The sequence below is a fragment of the Croceimicrobium sp. genome, assembly GCF_965228705.1.
GTDB lineage: Bacteria > Bacteroidota > Bacteroidia > Flavobacteriales > Schleiferiaceae > Croceimicrobium.
This window is the reverse complement of record NZ_OZ245832.1, coordinates 884,302-904,188: the sequence shown is the minus strand read 5'-3', so window position 1 is coordinate 904,188 and position 19,887 is coordinate 884,302. Positions and strand designations below refer to the sequence as shown.

The 19,887-nt window shown below is 43.5% G+C and carries 24 protein-coding genes; 12 read left to right on the top strand and 12 right to left on the bottom strand.

Features of this window, described 5'->3' with window-relative positions; translation table 11 throughout:
• Positions 1–6 precede the first annotated feature (6 nt).
• Entirely contained in the window at positions 7–1,044 is a 1,038-nt protein-coding gene (locus ACO05P_RS03935) for a glycosyltransferase family protein (protein WP_421753504.1), read from the bottom strand.
• A complete protein-coding gene (locus tag ACO05P_RS03930) occupies positions 1,022–1,864 on the bottom strand; it encodes a UDP-2,3-diacylglucosamine diphosphatase (RefSeq protein WP_421753503.1) in 843 nt (280 codons plus the stop codon). Before ACO05P_RS03930 ends, ACO05P_RS03935 begins: the two co-directional genes overlap by 23 nt.
• Before the next feature lie 144 nt (positions 1,865–2,008).
• Between ACO05P_RS03930 and ACO05P_RS03925 the strand changes: the two genes are divergently transcribed.
• The 3 genes from ACO05P_RS03925 to ACO05P_RS03915 all read left to right on the top strand — a co-directional run bounded on the left by ACO05P_RS03925 (position 2,009) and on the right by ACO05P_RS03915 (position 4,595).
• Complete coding sequence (locus ACO05P_RS03925) at positions 2,009–2,713, top strand: hypothetical protein (protein WP_421753501.1); 705 nt, start codon at positions 2,009–2,011, stop codon at positions 2,711–2,713.
• A gap of 44 nt (positions 2,714–2,757) precedes the next feature.
• On the top strand, positions 2,758–3,618 hold the full coding sequence (locus ACO05P_RS03920; RefSeq protein ID WP_421753499.1) for a DUF2911 domain-containing protein: 861 nt from the start codon (positions 2,758–2,760) through the stop codon (positions 3,616–3,618).
• 110 nt (positions 3,619–3,728) lie between these two features.
• Complete coding sequence (locus ACO05P_RS03915; protein WP_421753498.1) at positions 3,729–4,595, top strand: alpha/beta hydrolase family protein; 867 nt, start codon at positions 3,729–3,731, stop codon at positions 4,593–4,595.
• Here ACO05P_RS03915 and ACO05P_RS03910 read toward each other — a convergent pair.
• Positions 4,537–5,886, bottom strand: coding sequence for an exonuclease domain-containing protein (locus tag ACO05P_RS03910; protein WP_421753497.1), 1,350 nt, complete (start codon positions 5,884–5,886; stop codon positions 4,537–4,539). The genes ACO05P_RS03915 and ACO05P_RS03910 overlap by 59 nt on opposite strands.
• A gap of 47 nt (positions 5,887–5,933) precedes the next feature.
• On the opposite strand from ACO05P_RS03910, the gene ACO05P_RS03905 reads away from it, so the two are divergent.
• Both ACO05P_RS03905 and ACO05P_RS03900 read left to right on the top strand, forming a co-directional pair.
• Positions 5,934–6,725, top strand: coding sequence for an Fpg/Nei family DNA glycosylase (locus ACO05P_RS03905; protein WP_421753496.1), 792 nt, complete (start codon positions 5,934–5,936; stop codon positions 6,723–6,725).
• A gap of 4 nt (positions 6,726–6,729) precedes the next feature.
• Positions 6,730–6,912 carry a CPXCG motif-containing cysteine-rich protein gene (locus tag ACO05P_RS03900; protein WP_421753495.1) on the top strand — a complete coding sequence of 61 codons (183 nt, stop codon included), beginning with the start codon at positions 6,730–6,732 and terminating at the stop codon, positions 6,910–6,912.
• Here the strand turns inward: ACO05P_RS03900 and ACO05P_RS03895 are convergent, their stop codons facing one another.
• The gene (locus tag ACO05P_RS03895) at positions 6,913–7,194 is read right to left on the bottom strand and encodes a DUF493 family protein (RefSeq protein WP_421753494.1); all 282 of its coding nucleotides are present in this window, start codon (positions 7,192–7,194) and stop codon (positions 6,913–6,915) included. It abuts the gene before it with no gap.
• A 50-nt stretch (positions 7,195–7,244) separates the two neighbouring features.
• On the opposite strand from ACO05P_RS03895, the gene ACO05P_RS03890 reads away from it, so the two are divergent.
• From ACO05P_RS03890 to ACO05P_RS03865, 6 genes are all read left to right on the top strand, one after another.
• Positions 7,245–7,724: a DUF962 domain-containing protein gene (locus ACO05P_RS03890; protein WP_421753492.1), complete on the top strand. Its 480-nt coding sequence runs from the start codon at positions 7,245–7,247 to the stop codon at positions 7,722–7,724.
• 1 nt (position 7,725) lies between these two features.
• A complete protein-coding gene (locus ACO05P_RS03885) occupies positions 7,726–8,265 on the top strand; it encodes an AAA family ATPase (protein WP_421753490.1) in 540 nt (179 codons plus the stop codon).
• Positions 8,258–10,147: a RecQ family ATP-dependent DNA helicase gene (locus ACO05P_RS03880; RefSeq protein WP_421753488.1), complete on the top strand. Its 1,890-nt coding sequence runs from the start codon at positions 8,258–8,260 to the stop codon at positions 10,145–10,147. The genes ACO05P_RS03885 and ACO05P_RS03880 overlap by 8 nt, the downstream gene beginning before the upstream one ends.
• A 40-nt stretch (positions 10,148–10,187) precedes the next feature.
• Positions 10,188–11,207 (top strand): DUF6588 family protein, encoded by a 1,020-nt coding sequence (locus ACO05P_RS03875; protein WP_421753487.1) that lies wholly within the window; start codon positions 10,188–10,190, stop codon positions 11,205–11,207.
• Between the two features lie 6 nt (positions 11,208–11,213).
• Positions 11,214–12,152, top strand: coding sequence for a methionyl-tRNA formyltransferase (gene fmt / locus ACO05P_RS03870; RefSeq protein ID WP_421753486.1), 939 nt, complete (start codon positions 11,214–11,216; stop codon positions 12,150–12,152).
• Between the two features lie 157 nt (positions 12,153–12,309).
• Positions 12,310–12,579 carry an HU family DNA-binding protein gene (locus tag ACO05P_RS03865; RefSeq protein ID WP_210758660.1) on the top strand — a complete coding sequence of 90 codons (270 nt, stop codon included), beginning with the start codon at positions 12,310–12,312 and terminating at the stop codon, positions 12,577–12,579.
• Positions 12,580–12,639: 60 nt separating this feature from the next.
• Here the strand turns inward: ACO05P_RS03865 and prmC are convergent, their stop codons facing one another.
• The 6 genes from prmC to ACO05P_RS03835 all read right to left on the bottom strand — a co-directional run bounded on the left by prmC (position 12,640) and on the right by ACO05P_RS03835 (position 17,595).
• Complete coding sequence (gene prmC, locus ACO05P_RS03860) at positions 12,640–13,464, bottom strand: peptide chain release factor N(5)-glutamine methyltransferase (RefSeq protein ID WP_421753483.1); 825 nt, start codon at positions 13,462–13,464, stop codon at positions 12,640–12,642.
• 77 nt (positions 13,465–13,541) lie between these two features.
• Positions 13,542–14,411: a succinate--CoA ligase subunit alpha gene (gene sucD, locus ACO05P_RS03855; protein ID WP_421753482.1), complete on the bottom strand. Its 870-nt coding sequence runs from the start codon at positions 14,409–14,411 to the stop codon at positions 13,542–13,544.
• 91 nt (positions 14,412–14,502) lie between these two features.
• The gene (gene nhaA / locus ACO05P_RS03850; protein WP_421753480.1) at positions 14,503–15,840 is read right to left on the bottom strand and encodes a Na+/H+ antiporter NhaA; all 1,338 of its coding nucleotides are present in this window, start codon (positions 15,838–15,840) and stop codon (positions 14,503–14,505) included.
• Positions 15,837–16,547 (bottom strand): DUF3291 domain-containing protein, encoded by a 711-nt coding sequence (locus ACO05P_RS03845; protein WP_421753478.1) that lies wholly within the window; start codon positions 16,545–16,547, stop codon positions 15,837–15,839. The genes nhaA and ACO05P_RS03845 overlap by 4 nt, the downstream gene beginning before the upstream one ends.
• Before the next feature lie 115 nt (positions 16,548–16,662).
• Positions 16,663–17,028, bottom strand: coding sequence for a hypothetical protein (locus ACO05P_RS03840; protein WP_421753477.1), 366 nt, complete (start codon positions 17,026–17,028; stop codon positions 16,663–16,665).
• A 102-nt stretch (positions 17,029–17,130) separates the two neighbouring features.
• Positions 17,131–17,595 (bottom strand): nuclear transport factor 2 family protein, encoded by a 465-nt coding sequence (locus ACO05P_RS03835; protein WP_421753476.1) that lies wholly within the window; start codon positions 17,593–17,595, stop codon positions 17,131–17,133.
• A 69-nt stretch (positions 17,596–17,664) separates the two neighbouring features.
• On the opposite strand from ACO05P_RS03835, the gene ACO05P_RS03830 reads away from it, so the two are divergent.
• Complete coding sequence (locus tag ACO05P_RS03830; protein ID WP_421753475.1) at positions 17,665–18,750, top strand: DUF6268 family outer membrane beta-barrel protein; 1,086 nt, start codon at positions 17,665–17,667, stop codon at positions 18,748–18,750.
• 73 nt (positions 18,751–18,823) lie between these two features.
• Here ACO05P_RS03830 and ACO05P_RS03825 read toward each other — a convergent pair whose 3' ends face one another.
• Together ACO05P_RS03825 and ACO05P_RS03820 are read right to left on the bottom strand one after the other, a co-directional pair.
• Positions 18,824–19,276, bottom strand: coding sequence for a DUF2147 domain-containing protein (locus ACO05P_RS03825; RefSeq protein WP_421753474.1), 453 nt, complete (start codon positions 19,274–19,276; stop codon positions 18,824–18,826).
• A gap of 7 nt (positions 19,277–19,283) precedes the next feature.
• Positions 19,284–19,781 carry a hypothetical protein gene (locus ACO05P_RS03820; protein WP_421753472.1) on the bottom strand — a complete coding sequence of 166 codons (498 nt, stop codon included), beginning with the start codon at positions 19,779–19,781 and terminating at the stop codon, positions 19,284–19,286.
• Positions 19,782–19,887: the final 106 nt, after the last annotated feature.

The window sequence follows — 19,887 nt, the reverse complement described above, 5'->3', positions numbered from 1 at the left end:
TGTTTTTTAGGCTTGAAGGAGTCTATTTTTCAGGAGTCCTTCCCTTGCCAATAAATCGAGTATCAGGCTTTCCGGATCAGCCACTTCCAATGGCGAATTTGATTTCTCTTGATAGACCCAGTCCTGCAGGAGTTGCAGGCTACGGGCATTGAGGTCTTTGCTTACCGGCACTCCCATTTGCTCCAAAGCGGCTGCATTGCAAAACTGCTCGTATTGCCCTTTGATAGGGATCACGAATAATTTCTTTCCCAAATACAAGGCTTCTGCCGGGGCTTCAAAGCCAGCTGAGCAAAGCAGTCCTTCGCAAGTAGCCAGGTATTTTAAAAAGGCTTCACCCTGGATTGGCTCAAAGCGAAGATTGTGATCACGGTAGGATTTCTGGCATTCCTTGCTAAATACTATCCACTCCTTATTGCTCATTTGCAGGAGGATATTGCGAATCACCGCATCGCTGTAGGCCGGAAGGTAAACCAGATAATGCCCCATATTGATGCTTTCCAAGTCCTGAATTTCCCGGCGCAATACCGGAGGATGAATAAAGTGATCGTAGCTTTTAAAATGAAAGGCCATCGCCTCTGTAGCCGGGGCATAATGCTTAAAAATCCATTCGGCAATAGCATGCTTTCGCAGCGGACGTGGACTCTTCTCACTTAAAAAGGAAGCCTGATGACTAAGGGCAACCAGACGTTTCCCCTGCTTTTTAGCAGCATAAGCCGAAACGGGCTCGAAATCATTTAGCACCAAATCGTAGACACTTAAATCCAATGCCTTTACTTCCTTTTGGAAACGTAAAAAATGGGCTTTCAAAGCAGTTTGCAGGTAGCTTAATCCGCCTTTACTATTGTAGCTAAAGCTGATGCCATTCAATTGAAGATCTATAGGGAAATCCAGCGAAAGCTGACGATTATGCCCCGAACACAATATATCTACCCGGGCATATTTCTTTAAAATGGGGACTAATTCGGCCGCCCGAGAGGCATGGCCATTGCCCGTTCCTTGAAATGCGTAAAGTATGCGTGGCTCAGGAGGCCAGTGTTCGTTCATCGAGGGTAACCTTTTGAATAATGCGTTGCAGATCCAGATCGTTTAATTCTTCATCTTCCGACTCCACGGTTAAGGGTGGTTTGCTGTCGTATTGGTACAGCTCCCAGGCTTCACCATTAAACTCCAAAGCGCAAAGATTCTCAATCCAATCGCCAGAGTTGAGATAAGTACAACTGCCTTTCTCGCTTTTTATTTCGCGTTGTTGGGGTTGATGAATATGACCGCAAATTACATATTTGTAGCCCTGATCTATGGCCAGTTCTGCCGCGGTATCCTCAAAACTCTGAATATAAGTAACCGCCTTCTTAACGCTGTTCTTTATCTTTTTGGATAAGCTGTAACGCTCTCTTCCCATTTTCTCCAAGCCCCAGTTCAAAAGACTGTTAATCATGATGAGTAAGTCATAACCCCAGCCGCCAAGCTTGGCTAACCATTTGGCATTCTGGATAGAAGCATCAAAAATATCTCCGTGAAAAATCCAGGCTTTTCCATCCGGTAGGTCTAAGATTAATTTATCGGCCAGAGTAATATTCCCTAAAGTAAAGTCACTAAATCGGCGCAAAGCCTCATCGTGATTTCCGGTTAAATAATACACCTTCGTACCTTTAGAGGCCATGGAAATAATCTGCTTCAGAACTTTTAGATGAGCCTTGGGGAAATAGCGCTTCCGGAATTGCCAGATGTCGATAATATCCCCGTTTAGGACCAGCGTTTCGGGCTTTATTGACTTCAGGTAGCGATACAGTTCTTGCGCACGGCATCCATAAGTACCTAAGTGCGTGTCGGATATTACCACCAAAGGAAGTTCACGTTTGGCCATATTAGTGTATTTGCAGGCAAAGCTTCATTGCAATTGTGAAGTCAATTTTACGGGCAGGTTAATTCAAAGATTCTTTTCACTTTAAGATGTTTATAAGCTCATATCCCCTGGCCTATTTGGTAACTTAGCACTAGAAATAGAATTATGGACTTACTGGAATTAGAAGATAGTTTTACCGATATCGGCGGGCAGTTTTTGCGTAGCGCTTTCGATTTGCGCGAGCAATTGCCCAATATCAAGGCCTACCTCTTTGATTGGGATGGTGTTTTTAACGATGGCTCCAAATTGGGCAGTGAAGGCAGTCGATTTAGCGAGGTGGACTCCGCCGGTTTGCGCATGCTTCGTTACGGGCATTTCAAGAAATACGGCAGCATTCCCTATTTAGGGGTAATTACTGGCGCCGCTAATCCGGTAGCTCGTGATCTTATGCAAAACCATCAAGCCAATGTGCTGTATCAAAGGGCCATCCGTAAGGGAAAAGCCTTGGAACACTTTATGGAGCATTATGAGCTTAAAGCTGAAGAAATCTGCTATGTTTTTGATGATGTATTAGACCTTGCCGTAGCCCGTGAAGTGGGCCTGCGTTTTTGCGTGGGACGATTGGCAAATCCCCTCTTTTTAGGCTTGGTAGCCGGATCGGATTTAGCGGATTATATTACTGCAAGTCAAGGTGATGAACACGCCGTTCGTGAGGTGTCTGAATTACTCCTGGGCCTGATGGACAATTATACAGAAGTGGTTCAGGAGTTTATATCAGAGCAAAATCATTATACCCAATTTAAAGAAGCAGCAGCGCAAATCGAAATGCAGACTTGGGAATTTAAATCCGGGAATTTTGAACGGCTTTAAACCGAATTGCTTTTTCTATGTTTGAACCTTAATAAAATACCAAAATGAAAAAAACAGTACTAGCTATGCTGGCCTTTGCCAGTTTTGCCATGACCGCCCAGGATTTACCTGCACCTAGCCCTTTCTCTACAGTGGAGCAACGTGTTGGTTTAACTGATTTCACCGTAGAATACAGTCGCCCCGGTGTAAAGGGTCGCGAAATTTTCGGCGAATTAGTGCCTAATGGTAAAGTATGGCGTACCGGCGCAAATAAAGCTACCGCCATCGAATTCAATACCCCGGTTACTTTCGCTGGTCAATTGGTACCCGCTGGTAAATACAGCTTATTTACCATTCCAAATCAAGATACCTGGACTGTAATTCTGAATAAGAATACCGAATTATGGGGTGCCGATGGTTATGATGAAAAACAAGATGTGCTTCGCGTGGATGTTGCTGCTACAACGACTAAGGAAAGCACTGAAACTTTAACCATCGACTTCCAATCCATCAATGATGGTAAAGCGGAATTAGTAATTCGTTGGGCGAATCAAATGTTAGCACTTCCTATTGAAGTAGATGTTCAGGCCAAAGCGATTGCTAATATTAAAGAAGCTTTAGCCAATTCTAATGAAGACGACTTGTGGAAGGTAAATCGCAATGCCGCTATTTATTATAGTCGCAACAATATCGATCAAAAAGCGGCCTTGGATTATATTGAAACCTCTTTAAAATTGAAAGCCGACAATTGGTATGCACACTATGTACATGGTGAAATTTTATTCGCTTTAGGTGAAAACAAGAAAGCCGTAAAAGCGGCTGAAAAAGCCATGGATATTGGTATGGATGAAGCCAATAAAGCCGATAAAGAATTTGCTTACGGAGCGATGTTAGAAGAAGCCATTCAAAAATGGTCCTCTAAATAAATTTCAGCTCACCGCTTGCAATTAAGCTGAAAGTCCTGACCCCTTTTGGAAAGTCCTTAAGGGTGTCAGGATTCTTTTTTTAGTAGTATTGCCCTCCTAAAGTGGAAGACGTGGAGATTAAACAGCAGGAATATCATGTGGCAGGCTCGAATGCCATTCCCATGAGTGTGGATATCAGCTTTTATAAGAGCACTAAAGCTTTGCCGGTAGTGATCTATGCACATGGCATTAATGGCTTTAAGGATTGGGGTGGAATGGATTTAATCGCCCAAAAGTTCGCGGAAGCGGGTTTTGCCTTCCTCAAATTCAATTTTTCGCATAATGGCACCACTCCTGCCCGGCCTACTGAATTTTTCGATCTGGAGGCCTATAGGGAGGATAGCTACCTGAAACGTCAAAAGGATTTGGAACGCATTCTCAAATTTGTAGAGTCGCCCCATCCTGAATTGGACTTGGATTCCCAAAACATATTCTTAATTGGTCATAGTCGCGGTGGCGCGGATGCCATTCTGGCCACAGCCAAAGATGCTCGCATTAAAGCCTTGATCACCTGGGCCGCCGTTTCCCATGCACGTACACCCTGGGATAAACTTTCGCCGGAGGAAATTAAGGACTGGGCTGAACAAGGCAATTTTACGCGAAAGAATGGCAGAACCGGACAGGATTTACCGATTGGCTACAGCCTTTATGAAGAGTATAAAGCCCATAAAGCTGAATTGGATGTAGAAGCTGCTGCCCGCGCCATTAAAGCTCCCTGGCTGATTATTCACGGTGAAGATGATGAAGCGGTATTTATTAAGCATGCTTACGATCTTAAGCAATGGCAGCCGGAAGCTCGCGTAGCGGTAATTCCAGAAACTGGTCACACCTTCGATCGTCAACATCCCTGGAATACTGCAGAATTGCCAGAAGCCAGTCTTAAAAAAGTAAACCGTTCGATTGAATTTCTTCAGGAAGTTCTATCTGTCGAAGACTAAGCTTTTTCCAACCTTCTTTTAGGATTCCTTCGGTACTGGCACTTTTATTCAAGCGTTCCAGATAAGGTTCAATATGCTCGGCTCGCTCAATGCTTTGTTCCCGAGGTACAAAGCCAATGCCTTGGAAGCCCTGACTATCCATATATACAAAGCTCTGCTCCTCTTCATTTCTGCCGGCTCCAACCCAAAGCATTGCACTTTGAATCGACTGCATTTCGGCCATTAAAGCCTCCACCTTGGCATTGTGATCATCGGCCGTATCGCCACTTCCTTTGGGGAATCCACAACGATTTGGGTCCAAATTGCGCTCTTCTACAATCTCTGCTAGCCAAGTACGAGCCTTTTCCAAACTATGGAATTTGGCAATAAAGGCTTGCTGACCACCTATCCGATTGATTCCCAAACACCAATCCGCATTTTGATTGCGATAGGCAAAAACTCCAAATCGTAGTTTGGGACTCTTTTGGGCTCGATTATGAGGAGGCCAATAACGTCGAATTTCATGGTCTTCCAGAAGTCCGGCTACCAGAATGTTCCCACATAAGCGATAATGTATATGCGCAATATCACGCTTAAAAGCAGCACTACGGGCACTACTCTTATCCGCTGTAAAATGAGAAGCTACACGGGATTTCAAGCGACTGGCCTTACCGATGTAGAGGATCTCCCCTTTTTCATTATAGAAATAATACACCCCAGCCGCCATGGGTAAATTGTGGAATTCATCAGCCGGGAGATTGGCTGGTAAATTCAATTCCCCTTGATTAAGCTTTATCATATTCTGCCAAATCCCAGCCGTATCCATAGCCAGTAATTGATGCAGAATTTTGGTGGTTACCTCCGTATCGGCCCAAGCCCGGTGTGCACTTTGATTGTTATAGTTAAAATGCTTGCAAAGGGAGGATAAGCTATAAGAGCGTAAACCCGGAATAATGCGACGCGTATAGCGTACAGTGCACAATCGCCGCGGATTGTAATTTACTCCCACTTCTTTAAATGCCGCTTGCACAAAGCCCAAATCGAAACTTACATTATGGGCTACAAAGACATGATCGGCCAGGAATTCGCGAATTTCCTCCGCCTTTTCAGCAAAGGTTGGAGCATCTGCTACCATAGAGTCGTCAATACCAGTAAGCTGTTGAATAGCAAAAGGAATCGACTGCTCCGGATTCAAGAGTGTGCTATAGGTATCCTTAATTTCCAGACCATCAGTGATGTATATAGCAATTTCCGTGATGCCATTTCCGCGGGCATAAGATCCGGTGGTTTCAATGTCGACTACTGCAAACAATGCGCTAAAAAGATGGTATTATTGAGACTCTAAAAGCAAAGATAAAGATGCCGGAATTACCCGAAGTAGAGATCATGCGCCAATATTTTGAAAAGGCGGCCATGCATAAAACAATTAGCGCTCTGGAATTTCACGATCCCCTCTTCAAAGTGTTTAAAACCAGTCCCGAGGATTTAGAACAGGCTTTGATCGGTCAAGAGTTTTTAAAAACCGAGCGCATTGGTAAATACCTCTTTGCTCAAATTTCGGGAGGAAATTGGTTGCATCTTCATTTTGGAATGACCGGCGACCTGGAATTATTCCGACATAATGAACTTCCGAAATACACTCGTTTTGTAATTCAATTTGAGGATGGCGATAAACTGGCTTACCGCGATTTGCGCAAATTTGGAGTGATTGAAATTGTGGAAAGTCCGGAAGCCTTTCGATTAAGCTCCAATTTAGGTAAAGATCTCTTAAGTATTGCAAAAGAGGATTTTATACAATCAATCTCCAATCGGAAAATCGCTATTAAGACCGCTCTATTGGATCAAAAGCACTATGCTGGAATTGGCAATTGGATTGCCGATGAAGTGCTTTTTAATTGTGGTGTGCATCCCAATATATCTTGCCAAAATCTAAGTGAAGCTAAATTAGAAGAACTGCTTTTAGATGCCCAAAATGTTGTGCGAGAAGCCATTCAAAAGGATACTCATTATGGTGATTTCCCGGCCCATTTCTTTGTGAATTACCGTAAAGAGAAAGCAATACATCCGGACCATCCCAATAGTCCGGTAGAACGCCTGGTTGTGGGCGGACGCGGAACTTTTATTGTTCCTGAAAAACAAAAGCTTCAATAAGCCCATGGAGGAAGTATTCTATACCTGCCCCTATTGCTTTACGGAAGTATCGATATTGGTTGATCTATCGGTGGCAGAACAAAGCTATATCGAGGATTGCGAACGTTGCTGTAATCCCATAGAGTTTAGTCTCCAAATTGAAAACTCAAAGCTCATATCCTTTAATGCCGAAGCTATTGGCCAATAATTAGAGGGAGATTAAGCCTTCTATACCTTCTGCTTCTAAATAACGCTCGATCACCTTTTCGGGGCTCATCATCATCTCCTTGGCGGTGATGCTCACAAAATTTCCTTTCCGGGAATTGCGAATGCTGATCTGTGCTTCTTTGCTATTGAAAAGACTCTCAACCTGAGCGATCTTCGAATTATCGGCGGGGACAATAAATTTAAACATATACACCGAAGGCCAATCAAAACCTTCCGTGAGCTGCCCCATCAGTTTCATGTATTTTTCCTTGCGCGGGTCCATTCCGCAAAAGTTGAAAACTTAATTAACTTAGGCAATACTAAATATCGACCATGAAAAGCATTCAAACCTGGTTTGATGAATATGCGGTAAGTCATCAAAACCCAACTAATAAACTGATTCACTTTATTTGCGTGCCTTCGATCTTCTTTAGCATTGTTGCGCTATTGGCCGCTATACCGCATGGTTTCTTGAATAGCTGGGCCGCGGAAGGCTGGCAGCCCTATCTTCATTTTGGGACGGTTTTAATCCTTTTCGGCCTCCTTTTTTACCTGCGCTTATCCTTTCCACTATTCATTGGCATTGCCCTATTTTCGGCCTTATGCCTATACCTCACTAAATTATTGATGCTTGGGCCTCTTCCACTCTGGCAAAGTAGCCTACTCATCTTTGCCGTAGCCTGGATTGGTCAGTTTATCGGACATCATATTGAAGGGGCTAAACCTTCCTTTTTAAAGGATCTTCAATTTTTATTAATCGGTCCGGCTTGGATTTTAGGTTTTATCTACCGAAAATTTGGGCTCAATTACTGATATGCCCCAAAAACAACGCGTTATTGTAACCGGCGCTCCCGGAACCGGTAAAAGCACGGTCCTTAATCTTCTGGAACTCAAAGGTTATTTGGTGATTCCGGAAATGGCCCGCCAATTAATTGCGGAAGAACAAGCCGTCGATAGCGACCGAGTTCCCTGGAAAGATCACGCCAGTTTTGGCATTGAATTATTCGATCGTCAGGTAAATCAATTTGATTTAGCCCGGGATGGCATCACTTTTTACGATCGCGGAATTTTGGATAATCTAGCCTATCTGCGTCGTGATGGACTGCAGAATAAAAAATTGGAAGATGCTTCCCGTGCTTACCCCTACCATCCCGAAATTTTCTTGATGCCCCCCTGGGAAGATATTTACGATACCGATGAAGTGCGTTGGGAAGGCCTGGATTTGATGTTGGACATCGACCGTGCTTTACGCGAAATGTATACAGAAATGGGCTATACCGTATTAGAAGTTCCCAAAGTAAGCCCCCCTGAGAGGGTTCATTATATCTTAGAGCATTTAGGTCTGGATGGATAAAAATATCCACCAAATATTAAAGCAATATTGGGGCTATTCGGACTTTCGCCCCATGCAGGAATCCATTATTCAATCCCTTTTGGAGGATAAGGATACCCTGGCCTTGCTACCTACAGGTGGTGGTAAATCCCTTTGTTTTCAAGTCCCTGGCCTGGCTCGCGAAGGTTGTGCCTTGGTGATTTCGCCTTTGATTGCCTTAATGACGGATCAGGTGGAAAACCTAAAGCGAGTGGGCATTCAGGCCATAGCCTTAAACTCCTCTTTAAATAGCAGTCAAAAGGAATTAGCCCTGCACAATGCCAGCAATGGCTATTACAAATTCATATACCTATCCCCCGAAAGTCTGCAATCGGAGAAACTAATGCACCGCCTCAGCTTTGTAAAGGTCAACTTTCTGGTGGTGGATGAGGCGCATTGTATCAGTCAATGGGGTTATGATTTTCGACCGCCCTATTTAGAAATTTACAAGCTGCGAGAGCTTTTCCCGGATATCCCCATGATGGCTTTAACGGCCACCGCCACCCCTAAAGTGGTTGAGGATATTCAGCAAAAGCTCCATTTTAATAAAACGGCTCAGGTATTTAAAAAGAGCTTTGCCCGTCCGGAACTGGCCTATAATGTTTTAAAAACGGAGGATAAATGGGGCCGCTGCAAGGAATTACTGGATAAAATTCCAGGAACAGCCTTAATCTACCTTCGCAATCGCCGCGGAACAGTAGAAGTAGCGCAATGGCTAAAGCAAACGGGCTATACCGCTGATTTTTACCATGCTGGTCTCAGTGTGGAAGAACGTCAAAGCAAGCAGAAAGATTGGGTGCAAAATCGCTGTCGCGTGATGGTATGCACCAATGCCTTTGGAATGGGCATTGATAAACCCGATGTTCGTTTGGTGATTCACCTGGATTTACCCGATTCGTTGGAAGCTTATTTTCAGGAAGCAGGTCGGGCCGCCCGAGATGGCAAGAAAGCCTGGTCTTTTGTTCTAGTTGGGCCATCGGATGTGGTACAACTAAAGCAGAAATTTCTAGCTTCTTTTCCAGATCGCAAGGAAGTAATTCGAGTATATCGGGCGCTCATCAATTTCTTGCAGATCGGTATTGGTAGTGCGGAAGGCAGTTCCTATGAATTCGATTTTAAGGCCTTTACCGAACGCTATCGCTTTAGGCCCAATATGGCTTTGCAGGCTTTAAACATCTTGAATAAGGAAGCTATTCTGGAATTCAACAGTCAGGGTCGCAGCTTCTCCCTCCTGCATTTAAAAGCAGATCGGCGCACCTTATATGATTATCAATTACGAAATCCACAGCTGGATAAAATCCTCAAGGTATTATTGCGCTCTTACGGCGGATTGGATATCGATTATGGTCGCATCAATGAAAATCTTTTAGCGCAAAGACTGGATACCAGTGCCTATAAAATTAAAGCCGCCTTGCAGCAGATGCACAGTCATGAATTGATTGATTATCTCCCCGCCTCCGATCATGGTAGTTTAGCCCTTATGCAGGATCGGCAACATTTTAAGGATTTGCAATTAAGTGATCAGTTTATTGAAAAGCGCAAGGCCGAGCTTTTGGAGCAATTGCAAGCGGTAATAGACTTTGTGGAGATTGATGATCTCTGCCGTTTGAAAAACCTACTCTCCTATTTTGGTGAGGATTTGGAGGAAGACTGTGGTATTTGTGATGTATGTCGACGTCAAAAAGCTCAGCTTCAAAAACCAGATGGCGAGAGCATTCTTCGGAAGGCCCTGGCGGAAGGTCCGAAAAGCTATTCGGAATTGGGGCAGCTTTTTGAAGATCCAAATCAGGCGAAAGCCTTGATTCGAGAGCTTTTGGCACGGGAGGTTTTAGCTTTAGAAGGAGAAAAACTAAAGTTAATCTGAGGGCGCCAACTTATTTCCTATTTTTGAAAAAAGCTCCGGTATGAAAAAAACAGCTACTCTCTTTCTCTTTGCCGCTCTGACTTTGCAGCTAAATGCACAAATTTCATTTGGTCCGTCCATCGCCGGAACCCAGAATGATATCAACTATTTAGGTGGTGGATATTTACAGCCTTTTGGTGAAGCCATGGCCTTTGGTTTAAGCCAGGGCTGGTACAATACTGCCAAGGTGAAGAAAACCTTGCGTTTCGAAATTGGCTTTACCCCTTCGGTAGCGATTGTGCCTTCCGAGTTTCAAACCTTCACAATTGATCCAACTAAACTGGAGGAATTGGAATTAGTAAATCCATCCGATAATGTGACCCCAACGGTATTTGGTGAAGATAATGCGGGAGTACGCTTACGTTATTCAGACCCGAATTTACAAGGCCTGGCCAATGCTGAGTTTAATATGCCCAGTGGTTTAGGCGTTTCCATTGCCCCTATGATGGCTATCCATGCCGGCATTGGTTTACCCTTCGATTTTGAATTAAGCGGACGTTATTTACCCACAACCGGGATTCCTTTCTTGACGGGCTCCGAAATTGGTATGTGGGGACTTGGCCTTAAAAATGACATTACTAATTATATTCCCAAAGGAGGTTTGATTCCCTTTAGTATTGCGGCCTTCGCTTCTTATTCCCAATTGAACTTAGGTCAGGATATTGAGCCCGATGCCAATAATGATAAGCGAATCGACATGGAGGCTAGCGCTTTTGTGACTCGTTTATTAGTCAGTAAAAAGCTCTTATTTATTACTATTTACGGTGGTGTGGGTTATAACTTCTTGAATTCATCTATTGATGTTTCAGGTACTTATGACTATATCAATCCGGGTAATCCTTTAAATCCGGAGCAAAGCATTACGGATCCTATCAGCATTTCCAGCACCGGTGGTAGTGGCTGGGCCGGAAATTTAGGTTTACGATTTAAGTTCTTAGTCTTCGGTTACGTAAATGCAGATTATACCTTTGGCACCTATAATGGGGCTAACTTAAGCCTCGGCTTTAGTTGGGATATCTAAGAACTTATGCGCGTAATTTTTATGGGGACTCCGCCTTTTGCGGCGTCTATTTTAAAAGCTATTCATCAATCGAAACACGAATTAGTGGCGGTAGTTACGGCGGTAGACAAGCCTGCAGGCCGCGGTCGTAGCTTAAAGGCTTCCGCTGTAAAGGAAGCTGCTCTACAATTGGGGGTACCGGTATTACAGCCGGAAAAGCTTAAAAACCCCGACTTCCTGCAAGAACTGGAAAGCTATCAAGCCGATGTTTTTGTAGTGGTGGCTTTTCGAATGCTGCCCGAACAAGTCTGGCGTATGCCCGCCAAAGGCACTTTTAATTTACACGCTTCCCTCCTGCCACAATACCGTGGCGCAGCGCCTATAAATTGGGCCATTGTAAATGGGGAGACAGAAAGCGGCCTTAGTACCTTCTTTATCGATGAGAAGATTGATACCGGAGCGGTGATCTTACAAAAGAAGATGCCCATTGGCCCGAATGAAAATGCTGGATCCTTACATGATCGAATGATGCTTGAAGGTCAGGATTTAGTTTTAGATACGCTGAATTTGATTGAGGCAGATCAGGCGAAAGCCGAAAGTCAAGCATTAGAAGGTCCTTTAAAGGACGCTCCTAAAATTTTCAAAGAAGATTTAAAAGTAGAAGTCGATCGTCCCGCACAGGAAATCCATAATCTGGTACGCGGCATGTCGCCTTTTCCCGGAGCCTGGGCTCATTTATCGGTGCCAGGATTTGAGGGTACTTGCAAGATATTGGAAACGGCATTAACCGAAAGACCATCAAAGACCAAAGCCGGAAGCCTGATTCGTGAAGGAAAAAGGCTCTTTATGGCCACTCAAAGTGAAGATTTGGAGCTATTAAGCCTGCAAGTTCAGGGTAAAAAACGTCTGAAAGCCTTGGATTTCCTAAATGGACAGGAGATTGATAGTCAGAGCCGTTTTTCCTAAATTACTGATATTCAACAATTAAGCCTTTAATGTTATTAACAGTGATTCGTAATTTTTAACAATACCGGGCTTTTTTGGCCTGATTTGTTGGTAGATAGCGGGTTTCGGTTATTTTTGTTGGTGTTCGAATCACAATGTCTAACCAAAATTTAAAGAAATGAACAAAGCTGATCTTATTGACGCTATGGCTGCTGAGGCAGGTATCTCTAAAGCTGCTGCAAAAAAAGCCCTTGACGCTTTCACTGATAAAGTGACTGAAACTTTGGCTGGCGGTGGTCGCGTATCCTTAGTTGGATTCGGTACCTTCTCAACTTCTGAGCGTTCAGCTCGCGAAGGTCGTAACCCTCAGACCGGTCAAACGATTCAAATCCCAGCTAAAACTGTTGCTAAATTTAAAGCTGGTTCTGAGCTTAACGCTAAGCTTTAAGAAACAATATTTTCAACTGAAAAGACCCGTCCTTTTGGATGGGTCTTTTTTTATGCCCTATTATTGAGCCAGGGCAAAACGATCCTTTCCAAATTGATCCTGGAGGATATCTACCTTCTCAAAATTTTCCTCAAGCAAGGCACGCATTTCTTCTCCCAGGTATTGATTGATCTCCAATGCCAATAGTCCCTGTGGTTTTAGGGCTTTTACAGCATACTTTACAATAGCGCGATAAAAGCGCAAAGCATCATCATCCGGCACAAAGAGGGCCATTTCGGGCTCTTTCTCATAAACCCCGGCTTCCATCTCCGCTTTTTCCAATTCTCGCACATAGGGCGGATTGCTGATAATCAGATCAAGATTTTGAGGCCAGCTTGCAGAATCGCCCAATAAATCTCCTTCCATAAAATTTATTGAGAGACTTAAGGATTTGGCATTGGTGCAGGCCTGTTCTAGCGCCTCTGGACTTTTATCCAAAGCATAGACCCGCTCAATTTTCTGGGCCAAAGCAAGGGCTATGCAGCCACTCCCCGTTCCTAAATCAATAGCATTTTGAGCATCAGGCTTCCGCTGAAGGGCCAAAGTGATTAACTCTTCCGTCTCCGGACGAGGGATTAGCACCGCCGGGCTCACTCCGATTTGCATTCCTGCGAATTCGGTCCAACCGATTAGATATTGCACGGGATACCCTTTTTTTAGTTCCTCCAGGTCTTTTTGTAATGCAGCTAAATCGGAATCCGGCCAATCTTTTTGACTTAGGTAATCCAGGCGACTATACTGATACTTATCCCCTAAGAGCTTGAAAAAACGGGCTTCGTATTCAGAATGAAGTTCTGAATCGAGAGATTGAAGGAAATTTCGTTTTAAGGCTGCTAGGTCTGCCATAGCGGAAATTAAAAATTGGGCATAAAAAAATCCCAAGGGTAAGATACCATTGGGATTTTACATATTGTGAATTGGACTTAGGCCAATACTTCAGTCATTTTGCTACCAATATTCGCAGGAGAATCTACTACGTGGATTCCACATTCGCGCATAATAGCTTTTTTAGCTTGGGCAGTGTCTTCGCTACCACCTACAATTGCTCCGGCGTGACCCATGGTACGACCTTTAGGAGCAGTTTCACCGGCAATAAAACCAACTACTGGCTTGGTACCGTTTTCTTTGATCCAACGAGCGGCTTCAGCTTCCATCTGACCACCAATCTCACCGATCATTACGATACCGTCTGTTTCAGGATCATTCATCAATAATTCGATGGCTTCTTTCATAGAAGTACCGATGATGGGATCTCCACCAATACCAATGGCAGTACTTTGCCCCATACCCGCTTTGGTGATTTGATCTACTGCTTCGTAGGTTAAGGTACCTGATTTAGATACGATACCGATACGACCAGGATTGAAGATAAAGGCAGGCATGATACCTACTTTCGCTCCACCGGGAGTCATAACACCAGGACAGTTAGGTCCTACTAAACGACAATCTTTATCTTGGATGTATTCCTTAACTGTGATCATATCTTTCACAGGAATACCTTCAGTAATGGCAACAATTACACCGATTCCGGCTTCAGCAGCTTCCATAATTGCATCCGCTGCAAATGCGGGTGGAACGAAGATGATGGAAACATTGGCTCCGGTTTCTTTTACTGCATCGGCTACAGTGTTAAACACAGGGCGATCCAGGTGTTTTTGACCACCTTTTCCCGGAGTAACACCACCTACAAGGTTGGTTCCGGCTTCAATCATTTGACCGGCGTGGAAGGTACCTTCGCTTCCGGTAAAACCCTGTACGATAACTTTCGAATCTTTATTTACAAGTACGCTCATTATTGCGAATTTGAATTTGCCATTATTTGGTCGCGAAAATAAGGCATAAAGCCCTATTCACCTGCAAAAAATGACATTAAATAAGGCTGACTTAAGGGCTTGGTATTCGCTTCTTTCCGGTTCCCAGAATCGTAAGTCCAATCAGGGCTGCCAGTGAACTGGCCACTAGCACGGCCATCTTAGCCTGGCCAATTTGTTCCGGATTATCGAAGGCCAGATCTGAAATAAAGAGGGACATTGTAAAACCTATTCCCGCTAAAAAAGCCACTCCTATTACTTGACGCCAATCGGCTCCTTTGGGCATTTCTGCAATTTTCAGAGCTACCATTAAACGACTGAAAACACTGATTCCAATCATTTTGCCGAGAATCAGACCGGCTATAATTCCCAAACCGATACCACTGCCTATAATGCTAAAGAAATCACCACTCAGGCTTACGCCAGCATTAGCAAAGGCGAAAATGGGCATAATGATAAAATAGACGAAATGATGCAGACCCGATTCTATTTTCTGCAAGGGTGCACGGGCTTCATCTCCCAGGTTTTCCATCTCTTCCAGCAATTGATCTTCCCGACTGCTATTGTGTCGATCGTCCAGACTTTTGGTACGATCATAGGCATTAAAGAGCTTTCTACCATAGTGGATAAAGCTTCGGCGGGTAATTTTAGTACGCGCAGGAATGGTAAAGGCTAAGAGGATTCCGGCAATGGTAGGGTGAATTCCGGCGTAAAAGAATGCCGACCAAATACCCATTATTCCAAAGAAGGTGTAAAAGAACACCGAACGCACCCCTAATTGATTGGCAATTAATAAAAAAGCCAGAACTCCACCGGCATAGTACAATTGCTCTAAATGCAATTCTGAAGTGTAGAAAAGGGCGATTACCAAAACGGCACCAATATCATCGACTACCGCCAAAGAGGTGACAAATACCTTCAGGGAACGGGCAATCCGATTACGAACCAAATTTATGAGCCCCAGAGTAAAAGCAATATCGGTAGCCATGGGAATTCCCCAGCCACTCTGGGCTTCACCGCTAGTAAAGAGTAAGTATATTAAGGCAGGGGCCATCATCCCTCCTACTGCAGCACCAATAGGTAATGAGGCCTTTTTCCAGGAATTAAGGCTGCCAATTAAAAACTCGCGTTTTATCTCCAGCCCCACCATAAAGAAGAAAATGGCCATTAAGCCATCATTAATCAGGTGATGTAAGCTCATATCGAAGCTCTTATCTCCAAAAGAAAGGGCAATATTAGTCTCCCAAATATGGTGATACCATTCGCTACCCCAACTGGAATTGGCAAGGACTAAGGCGGCTAAGGCACTTAAAAAGAGAATAATACCAATGCTGGTATCATTCCCAATAAGTTTTTCAACTTTATCATGAAAATGGTCAATAGGTTCGATCGATTCTCGCTCTTGAATCATTCAGTTTGTACTTTTTTCAGATTAGTAAATGTTTGATCCGGCCAATGGCCATAGTGATTGAGCAATCCAAAGCGACTGAATTGCTCTTCGCGGTACCAGTTCAATTTACGGGTTTTCTGCACGACTTCCCGATGTTCCTTCTGTTGGTAGGCAAAATCCCGCATGGCCTCCTCTCGATTCCAAATGCTGAAAGTGGCCTGCTCAATTAAGGGCCATTCCCCTATTCCTTTTTGAAAAAGCAGAGACCTTTGGTTTTTCATAATCCTGGAAACCGCCGGTACGGATTGCCAAAAGGCCCTTAAATAAGAGAACTTTATGGAGGCTCGTGTTAAAACGGCCATGTATTGAAAATCTTGCTCTGCCTGCAATTCAAAGGGTTTTTTCCCATTCCAGGTTCCTTTGGATTGATAAGGACTCAATTCGAAATGGTAGCTGCCCTTTTGCCGTTTTTGTAATTCCTGATACCAGGTACTCTTTTCAAAGACTGCAGTCGCTTCTTTTGAATCCCAGACCTGCAAAAGACAATAAACCCTCCAATCTGGCTTAGTACTGAAGCCCTCACCGGCTCCGCTTCCCATAAGCTTGTAAAAGCTTAGGCCTCTTTGCTTTCGCAAGGATTTATGGGCCAGACGCATCTGCTTAAAAGCCCACCATCGCTGCGCAGGTGATTCGAAGTAAAAAAAGCTGAGTCGGATGTATTGCGCCATTTCGGTCAATATACTGCAAGCAAAAACCCCGGCCGCTAGACCAGGGTTCTACAATTTATGTCAAAGCATCTTTCGATGAAGATCATTAATTCAAAAGCTTTTACAATCTTGATGGTCATGCAGAATTACGGTAGGTTTCCAGTTCTTTAATCCGTATAACAAGGTTGTTGGCGTTTTGTTGATAACTGAGATCATAAACAAAGTAAATCGGCCCCTCATCTTCATCCCTGGCATAAGAAGTAAAATACTGAGGATCAAAGCCCATAGCTTTTAAAACCGGAAGTGTAACTTCAGCTACTTCATTTTCAGTTAAATCCTCCAAAATCCGATAGTTACGGGCTAAATTTCGGTTTACTTTCTGTACATAATTGCGGCTAGAGCGATTGCGATCATTATGATAGGCATTACGACAATTGTGATCACAGAATTTTTTGTCGATGCGCCCTACAATCATTCCATCACAGGCGAGGCAAGTTCTCATGCTTGGTTTATTTATTGGTTATAGCCTCAAAATAAACGTTTAAGTAAAAAATTGCTCTGGCAAAATATGCCTGTGGTGACTAATAATTTAGGCAGAATATGCTTAATTCTCAGGATAGAGTAGCTTCTTAAAGTCTGCTATCTGCTCATTAGGTACCGTTACGGCCAAGTGGTAATGAAAAATCAGCCATTGACCGTCTACCTTTTTTAAAACCACCGTAGCACGGCATATGCCCATCCAGGTTTCCAGTTTTTCATCGCCAATCGCAATATCATCTCCTAAAAAATGCCAATTGCGCTCAATGGGTTTAAAGTCCCAAGCCACATCACGCTCAAAGGCTTGTTGAGCCCAGGCTTTCAATTCATCGCGTAACCAGCGCTCTGTGGCATCGGTACCGATATATATGCCCTCATCGGCCATCTTACCGTAGAACCCTTCTGAATTCGCTTCCGCCGCAGCTTTATGCCAATCATCCATCAAGGAATTGAGCATTTTCATTTCTGCCTTTTGAGCTTGCATAATCCCGGTTGAGAGGATAAAACTGATGAGAATAGCTAATTTTTTCATGTTTGGATATTGTTGAATTGTGGGGAGATTCACTTCCCTGTTTATTTTAGTGATCTAAAATTACTCGGAATGAAGTACATCGGAATGTTTTTCCTTGCCTGTTTTTTAAGTCTACCTGTTCTCGCTCAAGAAGATAGCACTACTACTGACGATGACGAATTCGACTTTTCAGAATTTGAGCTTGCCGCTCCTCCGGCCAAAGCCTATTGTACCAATAAAGTTTTAGGCCAAAGTCCAACCAGCCTGATTGGTGTTTTTTACAATCAGCAATTGCCCCATAATCTCAATGTAGGTCCCGCGGCCAATTCCATTCTTCATCCTGAGGAAGAGGTACAGGTCGCTCTTGCTCAACAGTTTTCGCTGGTAAGCAATTTCCCCATTATCTCTCGCAATAATATCTTGATCAATCTAGGAGTCAACTATCAACTCCTAGATTATCAAATCGAAGATCCTTACAATCATCCATTTACTAAGGTTTTAGATGAGTCCACCTTCCACAGAGCGAATATTACGGCTACCCTTTTTAAGCCTTTCAATGAAAAGAATTTCATTCTGGCGCAATTGCAAACCGAACTGAATGGTAACTACGACTTTAATAGTATTGATTTTGGGAAGCTAAAATTCCCCTTAGCGGTATTATACGGATGGAAACCCAGTGATCGCCTGATGTATGCTTTTGGTTTATCCAGAACCTATTTGGGTGGCGCCCTTAATTATGTTCCGGTGGTATACTACTATCACACTTATAAAAACCAAAAATGGGGTGTAGAGGCTTTACTGCCTGCTCGCGCCATGTTACGCTATCGCTTCAATAGCATAAGTTATATGGGTTTGGGCTTTAATGTGAATGGCGCCAGCTTTAGCTTGAAGGATGCTGTGGCTCCGGGAGTTATGCCTGCAGTTCCCTCCTATTACGATGCTCAAGATGTGGAATGGCGTCGTTCTGAAATTAGAGCGGGACTTTCGTACAGCCGTCAAGTGCATGGTTTCTTTTGGATGTCGGCCGAAATCGGTTACCGCATCAATTACAGCTTTAATGTGGACTCTGGTGGTGATTTTGTGCGATTCTTTGGTAGTGATGAACCTTATTTCATTGAAAACAATCTTGCCAATACTCCCTATTTCACCATCGGGCTTTCTTACGTAAGTCCTTGATTGTTCTTAAATAAATGCAAAAAGCGGCCTTAGTATATCTAAGGCCGCTTTTTTAATACAAAGAATAAGGGGTTTATTTCTTTTTCACCAAACGGGTCCAAACATCGGTTCGACCGAAGACAGCCGTACCCACGAAACCCCGAACTTCAATTTTATTTTCTTCGGTTAATTCGATCTTACAGCTGTAAGTAGTGCCATTTTTAGGATCGTAAATAGTCCCGTCTTTCCAGATCTTTTCTTCGGCATCCCAAACAAAGTCCTTCAACATTCGATAGCCTTTTAAGGGTGTACTCCGCAAAGACTCATCTGGATTATTCACATCAGTCTTTGGTTTTCCGTTTTCATCATTGGGCTCTTTCAACCAAACAATTCGGCCGTAGTACTTATTGCCAATTTTCTCAATCTTCACATAAGCATTTCCCGCACTGGGTTGCCATACGCCAATTAAGCGATCTCCATCTTCCTGTGCACTGGCTAATCCAATGCTAAACACACTTATTAATAAGCTGTACATCAAGTTTCTCATAGGTTTCTTATTTAGAGTCAGTGTAATCGATTAGTAATTGAACTTCACCTTTTGCAGGCATTACATCCATGTGGTCTTCGCTGATATTGATATCCAATACCCAGGTCATGCCTTTATCCTGCAAATAAGGTTTCAGATCAACATCCTCAGCTAAATTTAGTTCGAGCACTCCACTATCAGGTACCGGGTTTAGGGTGCCGATGGAGGCCATTTCCACATTATCACTCAGCACTTGTAAAAGAACGCTTTCCGTAATCTTTTGATGCGCTGGAGTTAAGCCCACTTTAACAGCAGATACTTTAACGGATTTAATAGCCTCTACCTCACAGTCAATATTTTCCGCGAGATTTTGCAGGCTTATCTCGCCTTTCCCTTGAAGTGTATTAGCCCCAGCGAAAAGCATATCACCAGTCATAGCAAAAGATAGTTTCTGGCCTTTATCCTGAACGGTATTCTGACAGGCCATAAATAAAGGCAAAAGTGCCCAATGAAGATATTTACGCATCTAAAATTGAATTTGGCTTTGCCGCTAAGTTAAGTGCTGGAAGCTTAAGCTCGAAACATTTTCCTAAACAGACAGGCTTCAACTTTGTTAACAATCTACCTTTCAT

Coding starts and splice junctions, on each gene's coding strand:
- sucD (WP_421753482.1), bottom strand. CDS start 14,411: ATGAGCGTACTTGTAAATAAAGATTCGAAAGTTATCGTACAGGGTTTT.
- ACO05P_RS03885 (WP_421753490.1), top strand. CDS start 7,726: ATGCCCCAAAAACAACGCGTTATTGTAACCGGCGCTCCCGGAACCGGT.
- nhaA (WP_421753480.1), bottom strand. CDS start 15,840: ATGATTCAAGAGCGAGAATCGATCGAACCTATTGACCATTTTCATGAT.
- prmC (WP_421753483.1), bottom strand. CDS start 13,464: ATGGCAGACCTAGCAGCCTTAAAACGAAATTTCCTTCAATCTCTCGAT.
- ACO05P_RS03825 (WP_421753474.1), bottom strand. CDS start 19,276: ATGAGAAACTTGATGTACAGCTTATTAATAAGTGTGTTTAGCATTGGA.
- ACO05P_RS03880 (WP_421753488.1), top strand. CDS start 8,258: ATGGATAAAAATATCCACCAAATATTAAAGCAATATTGGGGCTATTCG.
- ACO05P_RS03905 (WP_421753496.1), top strand. CDS start 5,934: ATGCCGGAATTACCCGAAGTAGAGATCATGCGCCAATATTTTGAAAAG.
- fmt (WP_421753486.1), top strand. CDS start 11,214: ATGCGCGTAATTTTTATGGGGACTCCGCCTTTTGCGGCGTCTATTTTA.
- ACO05P_RS03865 (WP_210758660.1), top strand. CDS start 12,310: ATGAACAAAGCTGATCTTATTGACGCTATGGCTGCTGAGGCAGGTATC.
- ACO05P_RS03845 (WP_421753478.1), bottom strand. CDS start 16,547: ATGGCGCAATACATCCGACTCAGCTTTTTTTACTTCGAATCACCTGCG.
- ACO05P_RS03900 (WP_421753495.1), top strand. CDS start 6,730: ATGGAGGAAGTATTCTATACCTGCCCCTATTGCTTTACGGAAGTATCG.
- ACO05P_RS03835 (WP_421753476.1), bottom strand. CDS start 17,595: ATGAAAAAATTAGCTATTCTCATCAGTTTTATCCTCTCAACCGGGATT.
- ACO05P_RS03930 (WP_421753503.1), bottom strand. CDS start 1,864: ATGGCCAAACGTGAACTTCCTTTGGTGGTAATATCCGACACGCACTTA.
- ACO05P_RS03935 (WP_421753504.1), bottom strand. CDS start 1,044: ATGAACGAACACTGGCCTCCTGAGCCACGCATACTTTACGCATTTCAA.
- ACO05P_RS03920 (WP_421753499.1), top strand. CDS start 2,758: ATGAAAAAAACAGTACTAGCTATGCTGGCCTTTGCCAGTTTTGCCATG.
- ACO05P_RS03840 (WP_421753477.1), bottom strand. CDS start 17,028: ATGAGAACTTGCCTCGCCTGTGATGGAATGATTGTAGGGCGCATCGAC.
- ACO05P_RS03830 (WP_421753475.1), top strand. CDS start 17,665: ATGAAGTACATCGGAATGTTTTTCCTTGCCTGTTTTTTAAGTCTACCT.
- ACO05P_RS03875 (WP_421753487.1), top strand. CDS start 10,188: ATGAAAAAAACAGCTACTCTCTTTCTCTTTGCCGCTCTGACTTTGCAG.
- ACO05P_RS03925 (WP_421753501.1), top strand. CDS start 2,009: ATGGACTTACTGGAATTAGAAGATAGTTTTACCGATATCGGCGGGCAG.
- ACO05P_RS03890 (WP_421753492.1), top strand. CDS start 7,245: ATGAAAAGCATTCAAACCTGGTTTGATGAATATGCGGTAAGTCATCAA.
- ACO05P_RS03820 (WP_421753472.1), bottom strand. CDS start 19,781: ATGCGTAAATATCTTCATTGGGCACTTTTGCCTTTATTTATGGCCTGT.
- ACO05P_RS03895 (WP_421753494.1), bottom strand. CDS start 7,194: ATGGACCCGCGCAAGGAAAAATACATGAAACTGATGGGGCAGCTCACG.